We start from the raw sequence: 16,587 nt of genomic DNA, 5'->3' as shown, positions 1-16,587 counted from the left end.
GGAATGATGCGCGGGTGCGAGGTCACGGAAATTGGCTGAACACATGGTGTGTTCGGTAACGGAGGTGTATCAGCTTTAAATCGCTGGCACTACGAAAACTGTATCAGTTTTAAATCGCCGTTGACACCTCACCCGTAACGGCATCTCGACTTGACGTTCACCGTATCCAATCATACGACTCGGTGCGTCGACGATAAGCGCGCGAAAGAACTTCTCATTTCGCGCCAACGGTTTTGATCTATCATGGATTAAAGAGAATTTTCCAGGGCACTGTTCCATCCACCGATGAATCATCGCGGTAAAGATATCCGGCGCAGGGTCAAACACGACGCCGCCTCTGTAGCATCCTATGAATTCCTCAAGCCGCCCCTTCGCCATGAGCAGTCCAGTGGCAAAATCACGACTATCAAATGGCGTGACACGCGCTGCGCGCGTCAGCGTTTCATCGAAATGCAAAAACGTTGAATTTGTCGGACACCTCACGGCGCGCTCAAAGGCGGACAAAACTTTTTCCCAATGACCATTTGGAAAAATCGATTTTCCTGTGAAGTACCAAACATTAGTCAGTCCGACATGGGCGTCTCTGGCATATAGATCAAGTCCATTTTCATAAAGCGTCGGCTCTATCAATTTGTCTACTAAATGGGTAATTAGGTAGTAACGTTTGTCCGCCTGACTGAATTTGGCGGTTGACAAATTCAGCTCAGGTGCAGAGAGAAATTCAATCAACGCTGCTTGGCCTGACCGAGAATTCTTGAGCTTGCTGTACTTTGCCTCTGTTTGCCCTTGGCGCTTTAGAGGTTGCACCAATCTTTGTGCAGCGTCGTTCTCCAAGCATGTGGATGCGAGGGCAAAAAGTGGCTGGTCCTTGTTCAGCAGGTCACTGCCTGTGTTTCCTGACTCATCGAAATAAATTCTCATAGAGTTGCTCTTGTTATGGAAAAGCCCCAGTCTATGACACTTTCTTAACTCTGTGAGACGGACCATCCGAAAGCTCGGCTTCGTCCAAGTCTTAACTCTGTGAGACGGACCATCCGAAAGCTCGGCTTCGTCCAAGTTTCACTAACGGGATAAGTAACCCAAAGGTCCGTATTACAAGGAGCGCTTAAATTGTCCACGCCCCTATTCTGGTTCCGAAGGCGTCAGCGGTTGCGCACGGTTGATTCTCCCGGAATGGTGTACAGCGCCCATGTGTACAGACAGAAACAGAGTCCAGCCATTCTCGCCCGCGCAGGCTAATAGCGCCCAGCTTAACCGGCATAGTAAACAGCCGTGTTCAGCGGGCAGAGTTCGCGATGAGTGACGCAGCATCCGAAACCTAGTAACGATCTCCAGCGCGAAAGACCACATGTTACCACCTACGCAATGGCAAAGGCGTGGCCTGCAGCGGCAGAAAGACAATTACTTCAGCAGGATCGCCTTGCGGTACGGGGCCATCGGCGGACGCGGGAATTGCACGCCGTTGTAGGCGCTGCGGAAGCACGCCGCCTTGGCATTCTCGACATCGGTCATGGTCTTGGTGACTTTGCCTTCGGCGTCGAGGATCAGCACGATCGTGACCGGGTATTTCGACTTGCCGTGGCAATCGCCTTTTTGATCGAGCTTGCGATCGTTGTTGAAGGCGATCGATTCGTTTTCGTACTTGGTCGCTTTGGCGTTCGGGAATTGCGCATCGAACTTGGCCATCTCCCCGGCGAAATCCGGATTCTTCGGCGACGGCGCTTCGACCGCGTTCGGGTCGGCCTGCTTGGAGCCGGTGGTTTCGCAACCTGCCATCAGCACCGCGGCGCACAGCATTGAAATTTTGATTAAGTGTTTAGGCAAGTTATTCTCCGGTGATGTGAGTGGGATCAACCGCGCCGATATCCAGCCGCATGTTGTCGAATCACTATTCTAGCCGTAAGTAAACTTTCCGATATTTTGATTCCCGCACGGAAACTATTTTGACGCCGCCCCGCCCTGCCGCGCCGCCGCCAGGCGCGCCCCCATGGCCGCCGTGGTGTGGACCTTGCCTTGGGCGTCGATCAGCATCACTTCGGCCAGGCCCATCTGCGCGGCCATCGCCTCCCATCCGGCCGGACCGGTGATGAACATCGGTTTCGAGTTGCCGTCCGAGCGCAGTCCGGCGTCGCTCCCGCCTGCCGTGATGATCGTCACCGAGGCCACCAGGTCGATCGGATAGCCGCTGCGCGGGTCGATGATGTGCGGGTGGCGCTTGCCGTCCTTGAGAAAATAGCGCTGGTAGTCGCCGCTCGTGCCCATGGCTTCGTTGTCGCGCAAGTCCACCTGGGCCAGCGCGCCGCCCGCGCGCGGGTCCTGGATGCCGACCCGCCACGCCCGCCCGCCCGGCTGGCCGATGGCGATCACATTGCCGCCCACGTTGACCAATGCCGCCTCGACCCCGCCCTGGCGCAAGATCAGCGCGGCGCGGTCGAGCGCGTAGCCTTTGGCGTAGCCGCCCAGGTCGATCATGACGGCCTTGTTGGTGCTCGAAATCGTGTTGCCGTCATAGCGCAGGTCCGACAGGCGCGGGCGCGCGTCGAGCCAGCGCCGGACATCGGCCGCCGCCGGGGCCTGTGGCGCAATGTCGCTGCTCTGGAAGCCCCACAGGCGGATCAGGCGCCCGATCGCCGGGTTGAACAGGTTGCCGGAGCGGTCCGCCACCACGGTTGCCGATTGCAGCAGGGATACCATCTCGGCGTCGGCGGTAAACGGCTCGCCGCGCGCGATGGCGTCGTTGAGCGCGGTGAGCATGCTCGGCTGCCAAGCATGATATTTGTGATGCAGGCGGTCGAATTCGTTCAGCACCGCGCCGCTGAGCGCGGCCGCGCGTTCGGGCGAACCGCCATAGATGCTGACCTCGACCGCCGTGCCGAACACGTGCCCGCGGGTGCGATGCACGACGCCGGGGCGCTGGCACGCGGCCAGCCCCAGCAGGCAAAGCAGCGCCAGGACCAGCATGCGTTGAAAGGTGCGCATCCGGGATTTATTGCGCCTTGCTGACCATGAAATCGACCACCGACTTGATTTCCTCGTCCTTGAGGGCGGCGTTGCCACCGCGCGGCGGCATCATCTTGAAGCCATTCAGGGCGCTGGCGTACAGCACATCGACGCCTTTGGCGATGCGCGGCGTCCAGGACGGCTTGTCGCCCAGTTTCGGCGCGCCCATCACCGCTGCCGCGTGACACGAGGCGCAGGAGGCGGTGTAGATTTTTTCGCCGGCGGCCAGCACGGCCGCGCTGGGAGCGGCCGGCGACGGCGCAGCGGCAGGAGCGGGGACAGGCGGCGGGGCCGGTGCCGGTGCGGGCGTGATTGCGGCGCTCGCCGGGGCGCTCTCAGGCGTGGCGGCGGCGGGGGCCGGCGCCTTGTCGCCGCAAGCGGCCAGCGCGGCCAGCATCAGCAGGGAAAGCAAAGTCGTGTTTTTCATGATGTTCTTCCAGTCGTTAAAATATGGACAATCAATGGCGCATGTCGCCGGCGGCGTGGCCCGTGTCGAGCATGGCCGCCGTGATCTGGCTGTAGGGCAGCACCTTGCCGCCCTCGGCCTTGGCAAAGGCGGCCGCCTGGGCGGGGTCCGAGAAGGAGCCGAAGGTCGGCCCCATCGAGCCCTGCTTCTTGCTGCCGACCACATACAGCGCATCCTTCGCGGCAATCCAGTGCCCGCTCGGCTTGTCCCACGCCGTCTTGCCCATGTCCTGCACGAACACGCCCGCGATGCGGCGCTTGTGCTCGGGTGCGAGCATCACCGTGAACAACTCCATCAGGTCGCAGTAATAATCGGCCTTGCCCTCGGCATACTGGATCTGCGCCTTGGGACCGGCAAAGTCGAGCAGCACCATGCCGTCCAGCGCGCAGGCGGTGTCGCTGCCCGGCTCCTGGGCGGTAGCGGTCAGGGCTTGCTCGCCGCACGCGACCAGCAGGCCGGCGGTGGCCAGCGCCGCCAGCAGGCGGCTCATCTTGAAGGACATTTGAAACTCCAATTGGCAAGTAAGAAGGGAATCACGACCCAGGCGGCCATGATCGCCAGCAGCGCGGCCGGGTCAAGCAGGCCGCCCGGCATGACGGTGGCCAGTCCGTACAGGCTTTGCGCCTGTTCCGAACTGAAAATATTGAGCAGGCGGAACACATCGGCCGGATTGAGCATCAGCAACGCCGCGAAGGCATTGCTGCTCAAGCGGCCCTGGCTGAGCACCAGCGCGCCCATCAGCAGCAAGTCGAAAATCAGCACGAAAAAGAACCACAGGCCGATCGCCACGCCGCTGGCGCGCACGCGGTCAAGCGCGAGCACCGACACCAGCATCGAGATGCTCAGGAAAGCCATGCCCATCAAGATGGCGCTGCCCACAAAGCCGGCGTAGTGGTAGCCGTCGCGCACGGTCAGCTCGGCCGCCAGCGGCAGCAGGCCGGCGCCGAAACCGAGCACGGTGGAACTGGCCAGCGCGGCCGACAAGCCGCAATATTTACCCAACAAAATCTCGAAGCGGGTGATCGGCATCGACAGCATCAGTTCCAGCGAACCGCGCTCGCGCTCGCCGACGATGGCGTCGTAGCCGAGAATGAGCGCGATCAGCGGCACCAGGTAGATCACCAGGCTGACCAGGCTGGCCACCGTGACGTCGATGCTGCGAAAACCCACCTCGCCCTGCTGCGAGGCGCCGAAGTAGGCGATCGCCAGCGCGAACAGGGCGAAAATGACGGCCACGGCCACCACCCAGCGGTTGCGGATGCGGTCGCGAAATTCCTTGGCGGCGATCACGCGCACCTGGCCCCATTCAATGCGCGCGTGCATGGTGGCCTCCATAACCGAGGAACAGGTCTTCCAGCGAGGGTTCGCGGATGGTCACATCAAACAGCATCGGGGCCAGCGCGGCCAGCACGGAGGCCTTCTGCGCGGCGGCGCAGGCGATGCCGGCATGGTCGCCATCGATAATGATGGTCAGGCCCGCCAGATGCGCCAGCGCCGGACCGGCCTTGTCGCCGCAGCCGGGCAAGAGCTGCGCCTCGATGTGCGAGGGCAGCACCTGGCGCGCGCGCAACTCGGCCAGGGTGCCGAGCGCGGCCACCTTGCCGGCGTCGAGGATGACCAGGCGGTCGACCCGGTCCTGGATCTCGGCCAGGATGTGCGAGGTGATCACGATGGTGGCGCCGCGCCCTTGCGCCTCGCGCAGGATGCTGTAGAAATCGGCGATGCCTTCCGGATCGAGGCCGTTGGTCGGCTCGTCGAGGAAGATCAGTGCCGGGTCGCCCAGCAGCACTTGGGCGAAGCCGAGGCGCTGGCGCATGCCTTTCGAATAGGTATTGAGGCGCCGCCCGGAGGCGTCGGCCAGGCCGACCCGGCGCAGCACGCGCCCGCATTCGGCCCGCGCCACCTGTTTGAGGTCGGCGAACAGTTGCAGCACTTCCAGGCCGGAGAGGTTGTCGTAGCTGACAAAGCTTTCCGGCAGATAGCCGATGCGGCGCCGCACCTGGCGGAACTGCGCGCTCGAGGTCGCCACGCCGCCAACCTTCACGCTGCCGGCGTTGGCCGGCAGCAGGCCGAGCATCAGCTTGAACAGGGTGCTCTTGCCGGCGCCGTTGTGGCCGATCAGGCCGAACATCTCGCCCTGCTTGACGCTCAGGGAGACGTTCCGGATCGCCTCGACCGGGCCGAACGATTTGCTCACGGCGTCGAGTTCAATGGACATGTTTGTCATTCCAACGTTGCCAGTCAGGATTATTGGGCCGCATGCGCGGATGCGGGTCCACCACGCTGGGCGCGCGCAGCACGGGGAACTGGCGCGCCACGAAGCGCAAGGTGCTTACCGACGGACTGGAGAGGAGCAGCTTGACCAGCGGATATTGCCAGTTGAGGCGGTCGACCATGTCGTTTGCCTCGTAGGGCACGTCGCCGGCGCCGTCGCCGCCCTGGTCCCAGCCGTTGTAGCCGCTCCAGTAATTGCCGCGCGTGCGGCCCCAGGCGACGTCGCGCGCGGCCACGAACTTGACCGCCTCTTCGTTGCCGATGAAGTCATTGCCATCGACCGCGTTGTTCGACGATCCGGCCGACAGGTGCACGCCGGTGCGGTTGTTGATGACCACGTTGTTGCGCAGCACGTTGTACTCGGCGTCGTACACGAAAAAGCCGCGCCCGTTGGCCGCGACAACATTGTTTTCGATTACAGAATCCTGGATCGTGCGCAGCATGATGCCGTGGTCTTCATTGCCCCAGGCGATGTTGTTGCGCACCACCAGGTTGCGTACTTCCATCAGCGCCAGTCCGCCGCGGTTTTGGTAGGACTCGTTGTTTTCCCAGGTGCTGTGGTTGGTGTTCATATAGTGGGTGCCGTAGCGCAGGTGGTGGATCTTGTTGCCGCGAAACAGCGCATGGCGCGAGATATCCACATAGATACCGTCGCGCGCGTAGCTGATGTTGTTGTCGATCACTTCCACGTGGGCGCTGTTGTAGACCTGGATGCCGTTGCCGCGCGCGGCCGATTGCAGGTCGCGCTTGCCGGTGATGGTGTTGCCGGTCAGGGTGGAATGGTCCGACTTGTCAAGGAAGACGCCGAACAGGGTGTAGCTGAGCACGCAGTTGCGCAGCATCAGGCGGTCGGAACCGGGCCGCACGTGCACGCCGGCGTTCTGGCGGTCGAGGTCGGCGCCGCTGTCGCGCAGGATCAGGCCATCGATGGTGACATCGCTGCTGCCTACCCGGATCACGTCGCCGCTGTTCTGGCCGCTGATAGTGGGCCGGCCTTGGCCGCGCAGGGTCAGCGGCTTGTCGATCAGCAGGCGCTCGTTGTAGAGGCCGCGCGCGATCAAAATGGTGTCGCCGGCGCTGGCGGCGCGCACGGCGGCGCCGATCGACTCGCCCGCGCGCACTTGCAGCACGGCCGCGCTGGCGCTGGCGGCGCACAGGGCCAGCAGCATATAGGCGACGGCGGCGACGGCGGCGCGGGTCGTCACGGCTTGTCCTCGACCGCAGAAGCCGCCTTGGCCTTGAGCGCGCCGCGCACCGCATCGAGCGAGATAAAGTAGCCGCCCGCATCGATTGGCGTGAGCGCATCGCCATTCTTTTCGCGCAGCTTGCGTTCCTTGACCAGCGGCGGGCAGGCATGGTCGTCGTAGTACAAGATCATGCAGTCGAGGCACAGCATGCATTCCATCTGGTCGATGCGGCCGGCGCTGTCGATCGCATGCGAGCCGCAGCCGGCGGCGCAGGCGTGGCATGTCTGGCACTCGGCCTTTCGCTTGAGCCCGAACAGGCGGAACTTGCCGGGAATGGCGAGGCCGGCCCCAAGCGGGCACAGATACTTGCAATACGGCCGCTCGCTCAGGAACGACCAGCCGAGAATCGCACCGATGAACACCCAGAACGGCCAGGTACGGTTCCACACGCCAACGATGAAGGTCGTCTTGAACGGCTCCACCTCGGCCAGTTGCTCGGCCATCTCCATGGAATAGAACGACACTCCCAGCAGAAGCGCGAAGATCGCGTACTTAATCCACTTGAGCTTGTCGTGCAAGGGTTTCGGCAGCAGCTTCTGGAAGCGCCCCAGCCCGACCGCCTTGCCGATGCTCAGTGCCAGTTGCTGCAAGGAGCCGAACGGGCACAGCCAGCCGCAAAACACGCCCCTGCCCCACACCAGCACGCTGACGATGATGAACCACCAGAACAGGAAGATGAAGGGGTCGGACAGGAACAATTCCCACTTCCACTGATGCAGCAAGGAATGGAACCACGTCAGCACCTGGGTGATGCTCGGTTGGGCCTTGAGATAAAAGCCGAGGAACACCACGCTGACCAGCCACAGCACGTGGCGCGGGCGCTCGATCCACGGCTTGTGCTTGCGCTTGGACGCGCGCACCAGCTTGTCGCGCTGCGAATACATGGCTGCGGTAAAGGCCAGCACCAGCAGGAACAGCGCGATCTGGACAGTCTTGCCCTTCCAGATGGCGCGCCAGCTGGCCTCGGGCTGGACGATGTGCGGACGCCCGCCTTCCAGGTAGCGTGCCGGCAACCAGTATGGCGCGTTGAAGTGGACGAAGGTCTTGGCGCCGCTCTGCGGATCGGCCTTGTTGGCCAGGAAGGTCAGCTGCCACGGCCAGGCCGGATTGAAGTTGGCCGAGCGCACGATGAACACGGCCGACTCGGTAAACGCCGGCGCGCCGGGCGCCTGCACGCCGTACAGGTTCAGGTAATCGGTATCGCGGAAGGTAAAGCTTTGCGGGTCCTGGCGCACCTGGATGCGGTCGTAAATGCCGCCGCGCACGAAGCCCGAGCCCTTGAACGAGGCTTCGCCGTTGGCGATGATGAAAATGGCCTGCTCGTCGGGTTTCAAGTCGGCCATCAGGCGCTTGTAGACCGGCTCGCCCAGCAGGCTGATGCCGACCGAGGGTACGTTCAGGTGGCCGAAATACATGTCGATGTAGGCGGCGTCGCCCGCCAGGCCCACGTCCTTGCGCTGCAAGGGAAAATGCACCACGCTGCCTTCGTCCAGCAATTGCTGCCAGCTCAGGCGCTCGTCGAGCGGCGTGTAGCGCGGCGCGGGCCGCACTTCGCCCTTGAAGATGCCGACCTGGCGCCCGATTTCGTAGGCGCTGCGCGAAATGACCTGGTTTTCGGCGATGACGGTGACGGTGGCGCCGCTGATCGCGTCGAGCCCCACGGTGCCGCTGGCTTCATCGCCATGGCCGATTTCGAGCTTGGCGTCGCCGGCCTTGCCGATGTACTGGCCGATAAATTTGAGCAGGGTCGACTCGTCGATCCCCGCCAGCAAAATAGGTTCGGAATGCTTGAGCACGCGCACCCCGGTGATGATGCCGCGCGTATCCATGCCGATCAGGGTAACGATCGGCTTGCCCGAATACGCGGGAATGTCGACCACGTCGGTCGACAGGAATACATAGCCGACCACGCGCTCGGTCTTGTCCGCCGCGACGGCGATACCTTCGACATAGCTCGGCCGGCCCTTGCGGACCGAAAACTTCTGCGCCTGCGGCATCACATCGCGGCAAGGCGCCTCGGCGCACAGGTCCGGGCCATGCAGCAGTTGCTGGGACAGCTCGGCCGAGTACACCGAGGCGCGCGCCGGCCCCGCCGCCGCCAACAGCAGCAGCAGGCCGAACAGACGCAGGATGACGTTCACGGCGCGCATCGGTGGCAAGGCTTACGCTTCGACCAGCAGGCGGCTGCGCATTTCCAGGTGCAGCGCGTGGCAGAAGTGGGTGCAGTAAATCCAGTAAGCACCGGCCCGGTCGGCCTTGAAGGTCACCGACTTGGTTTCCTGCGGATTGACGATAAAGTTGATGTTGTACGTCGGAATGGCGCAACCGTGGGTCAGGTCTTCCACCTTGTCGTAGTTGGTCAGGGTCAAGGTCACCTCGTCGCCCACCTTGATCTTAATGACCGGCATGCTGAACGCGGGCGCCTGCGACATCAGGCGCACCTGCACCTTGTTGCCCTTGCGCTCGATGCCGGCGGTTTCCGGCGTGACCGCATTCGGGAAGTCGGTCATGGTGTGGATCTGGCGCGTCTTGACCACGTCGCGGCGCACGATGATGCCGTCGTGCGGTTCCGGATACGCCGTATGGTCGGCCATCAAGCTCATCTTGGCGCCGCTGATGTCGATCAACTGCTCGGTTTCGCAGTGCAGCGGACCGACCGGCAGGAAACGGTCTTTCGAGAACTTGTTGCCAGAGTTGAAATACTTGCCGTCCGCTTCCTTGGTTTCGCCCATCGACGCATAACCGTGGCCCGGCTGGTAGTGCACGTCGATACGGTCGAGCACCACCTTGGCCGCCTTGTCGCCCTTGAACTGGGCAATCGACGCGTCCACGTTCCACTTGACGACGGCGCTGTCGAGGAACAGCGAGGTAAAGGCATTGCCCTTGCCATCGAAGGCGGTATGCAAAGGTCCCAGGCCCAGTTCCGGCTCGGCCACCACGCAGTCGCGCGGCAGCTTGACGTCGCCGCCGAACCAGCCGAGCACCTTGTTCACTTCGATCACGGTGGCGGTTGGCGACAATTTGCCTGCGCACACAAAATACTTGCCATCCGGGCTGGCGTTGACGCCGTGCGGGTTCTTACCGACCGGCACGTAACAGGTCAGCGCGGTGGCCGGGTTGTCGTTGGCGGCCTTGCGCCCGTCCACCACCGGCACCTTGGAGCTGCCAATGGTGGTGGCCTTGCCATCCTTGATGGCTTGCTCGATGCGGGCCACGTTGAAGAACACGCAGGCGTCGCGTTCTGCCGACATCATGCCGGCCAGGTCGGCCCCGCCCTCGGTGTTGTACTGGGTGGCGGCGGCCAGCTTGCCGTCGTAGGAGGACGCGACCAGCTCCATGTTGCCGTCGATCCGGCACTGCCAGCGCACTTCCATGCTGGCCGCGTCGACGCAGGTGAACAGGCAGCCCCACTTGGTCGGATCGTCCAGGTCGCGTCCGTCGTTCGGCAGCGGCATGTGGAATTCGGTGCCGCAGAAGACGCGCGTGGTGTAGTTGATGGCGGCGTCGACCGGGTCGCGCTTGTCCGGGAAAATGCCGTGGAAGCCCATCACGTTCGGCAGGCTGGTGATCTTGTCGCACTCCATCGTATCCATGCGGATGCGGGCCAGGCGCGCGTTGATCTTGTCGTTGACGAACAGCCAGCGGCTGTCGTAGGTGCCGTCCTTGTAGCTGCCGTGCACGTGGTGGGTGTCGCCGGTGGTGTATTGCAGGCTGCCATCGGGCTTGGTGCCGATGATCGCCTTCGATTCGTTGGTGATGCCCCAGCCGACCATGCAATCGGTATTGAAGACCGGAATGCGTTTCAGGGTGCGGCCCGACGGCAGGCCGAGCACGCGCACTTCGCCGCCGTGGCCGGCGCTGATGAAGGCGTAGTAGGTGTCGAGCTGGCCGGGTTTGATGTGTTCGCCGGTGTCGGCGGCCTTGGCGGGCACGGCGGCCTTGCCTGGCGCGGCCTCTTCCTTGCATCCCGTCAGTCCGATGGTGGCGCCTGCGGTGGCCAGGCCCGCCAGGGCGCTCTTGCCGAGGAAATCGCGGCGGCTGCCGGCGAGTGAGGGGCTGGACGTTGCTGGGCTGTTCTTCTTCATGTTGTACTCTCCGGTTCTGGGCAAGGGGGAACGCTCCCCCGTATCAATCGCTGATGCGCGTCGACTTGTGGGAAACGTATGCCGACTGGATAAGTGTAAGGACCAGGCCCGACAGTGCCTATGGGCATGACGGTTGTGGGCAGACGGGAAAAGACGTATCGGGAGTACGCCTTAATAACTATGGCGTGTGGCGTGCAACAGGCGTATGTACGGACGACAATAGACCCGGGGACCTTTTTGCAATTGGTCGTGAAACACTGCCGATAGTTGCCATATTAGAAATATCTTCCAACGAACGGCGTATAATAGTAGAAAGCCATGCGGGAAAAATTGCATTCAAAGCAGAATAAACCATCCAGTTCAACGATCATAAGGAATTAACGATAACTATGCTGCCTGGATTAATACCACCCAATACATCCACCCGGAATTTGATATGGGGAGTAGTTTTTTTCTTTGCCTCAATATGCTTATTCTTATTTGGTTACGAGGGCATACAAGACAGGGGTGAATTCATCAAATCCACCGTTCGTGCGGATGGTGTTGTTGTCCGGCAAACCGCAGGCAAACATCATGTCGACGTCCGTTTCACTACGGCAAAAGGCGAGGTGGTTGAATATGGCCAGAATGGCGACATATCCTACGAGGCCGGCGAGAAGGTGAGCGTTTTGTACTATGCGGATGATCCTCGCAACAATCCCAGCACCGATGCATCCGGTGCATTATGGGGAGGCTCCCTGACGTTATTTGGAGTGGGAGTTTTAACACTATTCTTTTCATGGATGTCGATATTCAAGCCTGAGTATTCCGATTAACATGTCATCGCAATACAAATTCCACGACATGTCATCAAATTACAGAGGCAATGTCATCTATCCGCAACGGGCGGAGCAGGCTTTCCTTCCTGCCCCGAGCCATAAAAAACCGCCCGGACGCGGGCGGGCCATGCCACGAAGCCGTTGCTACATGAAACCTCTGCAACTGGAGGAGTGGGGTTAGGCTTCTTTGCGGCATCTGGCGGTTTGGTTCGATTGAAAGATCCATCCGGAAAGTTGGTCGATTTGCATTACGGCGCTGTTGGCCTGGGATTGTCCCAGGGGTTTAAAAGTCCAAAACTGCCAAAACTGCCAGAATTTCCGCAGCTCAATGTACAAAGTAAGTCAGGCGCGTTATCAACAACTGATTTTCCAGCATTTGGAAATGTGTTTGTAACGAAAGCCCATACTAATGATGACCTTACCCTCGATGATATCAAAGGAAATTGCATCATTTGCGAAATTGGGGCTGGTTACATTGCAGGCTATTCAGCAACAGCTATTCTTGTGGGCATAAATCCAGCATACTTAGGGTTCGGACAGGTGGGACCTGTACTTGCTGCTGCTTCTGCCAAGGGCATAATTATCATGCACGGGGTAAATGCGGGTCTGCAGATAGGTTATGGGGTAACAGCAAGCCTGGCGTATTTGAGGTAATAGGCGAGGACTTGTTAGTGGTGGAAAATACGTGCGAGTTACTGTGTGAAGTCAGGATATATCCTATCCTTCTCAGGAAGGGAGAGGGTTGGTTCTCGGTCGTGGCCTGCGGATTGACTCCGGTGCGCTGGATCGTCGCGCCTGTTTTAGTGGCCACGGCCGCGCCCACATTGCTTCCGGTCACGTGCCGCTCTACGCTCAGTGCGAGGGTTCGTCCCCCGCCAGCGAATCACTGACGTGTCGTAATCCCTTCAGGCAACGACGGGTCTCCCTGAAGCGATTGCCAGATTTTGACGGTGATCGCCTTGGCATCGCGCCCGATTTCATTGTTGGCCTTGTCGAAGCGGTCCGCGCCCAAGACCGTTGCCTTGACAAAAGGCATTGTGAGTCGACGCTTTGCGGCGTCACCGTGGCACTGGCCGATGCGCTCGCCATTCGTCAAGGCGCCGGCGCGCTCGTCGTCACGGAACCTCATGTGTGAAAATCGCCCCGCGTTAATCGTTGCTCGCACCGCCATCCTCGGACAGGCTGAGTTTGCCGTCCGCGCCCTTGTCGATATCAACGTCAAGCGGGACGGCGAACTCAGTCGGCGCAGAAAACTGCGTACAGAGCTGGCAATGAGATTTCCATTCTAATGAACACAAGGAGTTGACTATGAGTATGATGTCCGGATTAATACCAACCAAAACTTCAACTGGGAGTTTGATTTGGGGTATGGTTGTGTTCTGCGCCTCCGTATGCTTGTTCCTATTTGGTTATTCGAGTATCAAAGACCGTATCGAATTTATCAAATCCACATCGCGCGCGAATGGTGTTGTTATTAGCAAAGAAAGTGGCAAATATCATGCCCATATACGTTTCAGCACTGAAAAAGGTGAAATTGTAAACTACACCCAGCATGGCTATACATCGTTCGAGGTTGGGGAGAAAGTTTCGATTTTGTACTACGCGCACGATCCTCACAAAGACCCTGGCGCGGATGCATTTGGTTCGTTATGGGGAGGCTCCATTATGCTATTCGGATTGGGGCTTTTGACATTATTCTTCTCCTGGTTATCGATATTCAAGCCTGAGTATGTCACTTAGTATCAGGCCTTCCTGCCCGCCCAGTAAAAAAGGCCCGCCGGGATACCGCAGGCCTTGCTGAACCGCACAGGCGCCTATCTACATCCGGACACTGACAGCCTTGCCGTCGTAGCTGACTTCCTTGTCGGCCCTGTCGAAACCGTCCGCGCTCGATACGCCCGCCTTGATGAAGCGCACCTTGAACTGGCGCTTGGCGACCATGCCCTTGTACTGGCCGGTGCGCGCGCCGATGGTCACGGTCCTGGTGCTGTCGTCGTAACTGAGCGGAATGCGGCTGAATTCTCCCCTGGTGTATGCGTTGGTGACGCCATCATCTTCATACAGGCTGAATTTGCCGTCCGCGCCCGTGTAGACGTTGAGCGTGATCGGCGCATCCGGTTTTTCATCAACATACTGCGTCACGGGACCCATCGGCAGGATCGCGCCAGCCTTGACCAACAGCGGCATGCGCGCCGCCGGCGCGGCCATCGTCACCGACTTGCCGCCCTGGTGCACAGCGCCGGTGTAGAAGTCGTACCAGCTTGCCCCTTTCGGCATGTACACGCTGCGCTCGCGCGCGCCGTACACGTGCACCGGCGCCACCATGATGTCGCGCCCGAACAGGTACTGGTCCTTGATGTCCTTGACCTGTTCATCCTTCGGAAAATCCATCACCAGCCCACGCATCACGGTGCCCGAGTGGTAGTAGATATCCGACGCCGTCGCGTAAATGTAGGGCATCAGGCGATAACGCAGCTTCAGGTACCAGACCATCGAGTCCTGCATCTCCGAGCCTTCCGGCGCGATGTTGTAGATCTCGCGCTTGACCACTTCGCCGTGGGAGCGGAACAGCGGCGTAAAGGCGCCGAACTGGAACCAGCGCAAATTGAGTTCCTGCCACTCCTTCATGTCTTCCGGGTTGACGACGGCGGCGCCCGTGCTGCGGTTTTCCTGGGCCGAGCCGACGTCGCCGCTCTGGAAGCGCACTTCCTGCGCGTAGCCGCCGATATCGTGGGTCCAGTTCGGAATGCCGGACATCGAAAAATTCACCCCGGCCGAAATCTGGTCGTACAGGTTGTTCCAGCGCCCTACCGTGTCGCCGCTCCACACCGCCACCGCGTTGCGCTGGATGCCGGCAAAGCCCGAGCGCGACAGGATCAGCTGGCGCGTATCCGGCTGGTCGCGCTTGAGCCCCTCGATCAGCGCCTGCGTGTGCGGCATGCTGTAGGTGTTGTAAGTGATCTCGCCGGCGCCGTGGACGGTTGGCCCGATCAGCTTCTTGAAGTCTTCCGGACGGGTATTCGACAGCACATCCGGCTCGCTGTTATCCATCCACCACGAATCGAAGCCAAGGCCTCCGAGCTTGGTTTTCACCTGGCGATAATAGATATCGCGCGCTTCCTGCGTGTACGGATCGTAGTGGGCGTTCTTGTAGCCCGGGCCGACCCAGTCAAGGTCGCCGTTTTCGACGTTCTTGGTCCACATGTGGCCCTTGGCGGCGAATTCCTTGTAGTTGTCGGTGTCAAGGTAGAACTTGCCCCAGATGGACAGCATCACCCGCACATTGTTCTTGTGGATTTCGTCGACCATGCCTTTCGGATCAGGGAAGCGGGTCTTGTCGAAATCGTGCGAGCCCCAGCCGTTTTCGGGCCAGTAGAACCAGTCCTGCACGATGTTATCCAACGGCCAGCCACGCTTGCGGTACTCGCGCACGGCGCCCACAATCTGGTCCTGCGTTTCGTAGCGCTGGCGCGATTGCCAGTAGCCGTAGGCCCATTTCGGCATCATCGGCGCTTGCCCGGTCAGGTGGCGGTAGCCGGCGATCACGCTGTCCATGTTCTCGGCGTTGATGACGTAGTAGTTCACCGCTTGCGCGATCTCGGACGAAAACGTCAGCGAATGGCGTTCCGCCGGCGGCAGCGGGTCGTTGTGGGTGATGGCGATCATGCCGCCGGTCGGCTTCCATTCCAGGTGCAGCTTCACTGGCTTGTTGGCGGCAAACCTGACCTCGAAGTTGTGGTACCACGGGTTCCAGCCCTGGCGCCACACGTCCAGCACCTGCTTGCCGTCGAGCGTCAGGGTCGCGTAGTCGGACGAATAGAGCTGCATCTTGTGCACGCCGGCCTTGGCCGAACTCATGCTGCCGTCCCATACCACCTTGACGTCTTTCAGGTCCTTGAGCGGACCGAGTTCCTTGGGCCAGTGTTCGGCCACGTCCTTGAGGTATTTGTAGTCGATGTCGGTCTCAATGCGGGTCAATGCCAGTTTGCCGCCGACGTAGTAACGCGCGGTCAGGCCGCCGGCCTTGCCGCTGGCGTCCACCAGTTTCAGGTCGCGCTTCATCGGGCCGTACGGCTTGGGGTCGCCAAAGCGCGAGATGGCGTTGTTATCCCACAGGACGCCGTAGTTTTTGTCCGAGATCACGAACGGCACCGCCACGTCCATATTGTGCTGCGCCAGCAGGACGTCTTCGCCGTTCATGTTCATCTGGGCGTTCTGGTGCTGGCCCAGGCCGTAGTACGCGTCTTTCAGGCCCGGATTGAAGCCCTGCTTGATCGCCAAAAACGGCTTGCCGTCGACCTTGATGGGCGTGAGGCTCTCGGACGACTGGGTGAGAAATACTTCACCTTTGGCGTTATAGAACTTCACCAGCCCGGTCTTCAACGATACCCTGGCCGAGATTTTGCCGGCGTTAAGCGTCACCACGTCCTTGTCGGCATCGCTGACCGTGAACTGGCAGGCGCATGGTTTTGCCACCGTCATCATCGACGGGCTCAGCTCCTTGCCCGGACCATCAAGCTTGACGACGTGGATGATATTCTCGCTCATCACCTCCAGGCGCACTTCCTTCGCCGCGCCCTGGTCGGGTTTGACGACCACGCCGCTGCCGGTCTTTTCGAACGTGCCCGCCAGGGCGTGGCCTGATGCCATCAGTGCCAGGCAGGACGCCGTTCCCACCAGTGATTTAAGACGCATTC

The 16,587-nt window shown here is 60.7% G+C and carries 15 protein-coding genes; 3 read left to right on the top strand and 12 right to left on the bottom strand.

Going from position 1 to position 16,587, the window contains the following annotated elements; all coding sequences use genetic code 11:
• Window positions 1-75: 75 nt before the first annotated feature.
• From F0185_RS24755 to nosZ, 10 genes are all read right to left on the bottom strand, one after another.
• Window positions 76-921: a DUF3800 domain-containing protein gene (locus F0185_RS24755; protein ID WP_167228975.1), complete on the bottom strand. Its 846-nt coding sequence runs from the start codon at window positions 919-921 to the stop codon at window positions 76-78.
• A gap of 480 nt (window positions 922-1,401) precedes the next feature.
• Entirely contained in the window at window positions 1,402-1,824 is a 423-nt protein-coding gene (locus F0185_RS24750) for a hypothetical protein (protein WP_167228973.1), read from the bottom strand.
• Between the two features lie 114 nt (window positions 1,825-1,938).
• Window positions 1,939-2,979 (bottom strand): FAD:protein FMN transferase, encoded by a 1,041-nt coding sequence (locus tag F0185_RS24745; RefSeq protein ID WP_167228971.1) that lies wholly within the window; start codon window positions 2,977-2,979, stop codon window positions 1,939-1,941.
• A 7-nt stretch (window positions 2,980-2,986) separates the two neighbouring features.
• Window positions 2,987-3,427, bottom strand: coding sequence for a c-type cytochrome (locus tag F0185_RS24740; protein ID WP_167228969.1), 441 nt, complete (start codon window positions 3,425-3,427; stop codon window positions 2,987-2,989).
• A gap of 31 nt (window positions 3,428-3,458) precedes the next feature.
• Entirely contained in the window at window positions 3,459-3,968 is a 510-nt protein-coding gene (locus F0185_RS24735; protein ID WP_167228967.1) for a nitrous oxide reductase accessory protein NosL, read from the bottom strand.
• Window positions 3,953-4,789: an ABC transporter permease gene (locus tag F0185_RS24730; protein ID WP_187362642.1), complete on the bottom strand. Its 837-nt coding sequence runs from the start codon at window positions 4,787-4,789 to the stop codon at window positions 3,953-3,955. Before F0185_RS24730 ends, F0185_RS24735 begins: the two co-directional genes overlap by 16 nt.
• Window positions 4,773-5,684 (bottom strand): ABC transporter ATP-binding protein, encoded by a 912-nt coding sequence (locus F0185_RS24725; RefSeq protein ID WP_223164570.1) that lies wholly within the window; start codon window positions 5,682-5,684, stop codon window positions 4,773-4,775. The genes F0185_RS24730 and F0185_RS24725 overlap by 17 nt, the downstream gene beginning before the upstream one ends.
• A complete protein-coding gene (locus tag F0185_RS24720) occupies window positions 5,674-6,909 on the bottom strand; it encodes a nitrous oxide reductase family maturation protein NosD (RefSeq protein ID WP_167228988.1) in 1,236 nt (411 codons plus the stop codon). The genes F0185_RS24725 and F0185_RS24720 overlap by 11 nt, the downstream gene beginning before the upstream one ends.
• Window positions 6,910-6,941: 32 nt before the next feature.
• Window positions 6,942-9,128: a 4Fe-4S binding protein gene (locus tag F0185_RS24715; protein ID WP_370664059.1), complete on the bottom strand. Its 2,187-nt coding sequence runs from the start codon at window positions 9,126-9,128 to the stop codon at window positions 6,942-6,944.
• 21 nt (window positions 9,129-9,149) lie between these two features.
• A complete protein-coding gene (nosZ, locus tag F0185_RS24710) occupies window positions 9,150-11,072 on the bottom strand; it encodes a TAT-dependent nitrous-oxide reductase (RefSeq protein ID WP_167228963.1) in 1,923 nt (640 codons plus the stop codon).
• Window positions 11,073-11,461: 389 nt separating this feature from the next.
• Here nosZ and F0185_RS24705 point away from each other — a divergent pair, with 389 nt between their 5' ends.
• Together F0185_RS24705 and F0185_RS24700 are read left to right on the top strand one after the other, a co-directional pair.
• The gene (locus F0185_RS24705; RefSeq protein ID WP_167228961.1) at window positions 11,462-11,887 is read left to right on the top strand and encodes a DUF3592 domain-containing protein; all 426 of its coding nucleotides are present in this window, start codon (window positions 11,462-11,464) and stop codon (window positions 11,885-11,887) included.
• Between the two features lie 144 nt (window positions 11,888-12,031).
• Window positions 12,032-12,544 (top strand): hypothetical protein, encoded by a 513-nt coding sequence (locus F0185_RS24700; RefSeq protein WP_167228959.1) that lies wholly within the window; start codon window positions 12,032-12,034, stop codon window positions 12,542-12,544.
• Between the two features lie 229 nt (window positions 12,545-12,773).
• Here F0185_RS24700 and F0185_RS24695 read toward each other — a convergent pair whose 3' ends face one another.
• On the bottom strand, window positions 12,774-13,019 hold the full coding sequence (locus F0185_RS24695; RefSeq protein ID WP_167228958.1) for a hypothetical protein: 246 nt from the start codon (window positions 13,017-13,019) through the stop codon (window positions 12,774-12,776).
• Window positions 13,020-13,198: 179 nt separating this feature from the next.
• On the opposite strand from F0185_RS24695, the gene F0185_RS24690 reads away from it, so the two are divergent.
• Complete coding sequence (locus F0185_RS24690) at window positions 13,199-13,630, top strand: DUF3592 domain-containing protein (protein WP_167228956.1); 432 nt, start codon at window positions 13,199-13,201, stop codon at window positions 13,628-13,630.
• Between the two features lie 78 nt (window positions 13,631-13,708).
• Here the strand turns inward: F0185_RS24690 and F0185_RS24685 are convergent, their stop codons facing one another.
• Window positions 13,709-16,585 carry a glycoside hydrolase family 31 protein gene (locus F0185_RS24685; RefSeq protein ID WP_167228954.1) on the bottom strand — a complete coding sequence of 959 codons (2,877 nt, stop codon included), beginning with the start codon at window positions 16,583-16,585 and terminating at the stop codon, window positions 13,709-13,711.
• Between the last annotated feature and the right edge of the window lie 2 nt (window positions 16,586-16,587).

The sequence above is a fragment of the Massilia rubra genome, from assembly GCF_011682065.1.
GTDB classification, from domain to species: domain Bacteria; phylum Pseudomonadota; class Gammaproteobacteria; order Burkholderiales; family Burkholderiaceae_D; genus Telluria_A; species Telluria_A rubra.
The sequence above is the reverse complement of the archived record's forward strand: the minus strand, read 5'-3'. Positions and strand labels throughout refer to the sequence as shown.